Origin of the sequence: Streptococcus suis, from assembly GCF_024509555.1 — a bacterium.
GTDB lineage: Bacteria > Bacillota > Bacilli > Lactobacillales > Streptococcaceae > Streptococcus > Streptococcus suis_AD.
Map to the genome: position 1 here is coordinate 1 of NZ_JAMWEL010000054.1, position 596 is coordinate 596.

Consider the following 596-nt stretch of genomic DNA (forward strand, 5'->3'; position numbering starts at 1 on the left):
GAATGAGTGGAATCCAGTTAGCTACTTTTTGGTAAACATAAGTAATCGTTGTTGTACCTTCAACCACGTTGCCTGTTTCTTCCACTGACTTACCAGCTGGATCAACCGCAGTCGTCTTAGACGGTACGAGAACGTACTTGTCACCGTTACGAACGATTTCAGTTGGTTTGTCGCCTTCGTCTGTCGTGTTGTACTTAGTACCTGCTAGAACATCATCCTCATCTGTAACAGAATCCTTAAGAGTATTGCCGTCTGTATCAACATACTTAATTACCACATCACCCTTAACAGGCACGTAAGGAATCAAGGTATCCTCACCTGGTGTTTCTGGTGTTGGTGGAACGTAGCCCTTGCTTGGATCTTCTGGATCAACAGGTTTCAACGGTGTATTGTCCTTAGGATCTACTGGAGTGTAGCCCGGTACATGAGGGATAACTGGTTTGTCCGTAGTTGGGTTGGTTGGGATAGACGGAATTTCCTTATCTGGCTCAGTTGGGTCAAATGGGTATTCTGTCTTAGGACGTTTATTCTCTGGTACATTCGGAATGAGTGGAATCCAGTTAGCTACTTTTTGGTAAACATAAGTAATCGTTGTT

General features: G+C 44.0%; 1 protein-coding gene. It reads right to left on the minus strand.

Going from position 1 to position 596, the window contains the following annotated elements; all coding sequences use genetic code 11:
- The coding region (locus NF418_RS10300; protein WP_256779532.1) for a MucBP domain-containing protein at positions 1–596 on the minus strand (596 nt) is incomplete at both ends.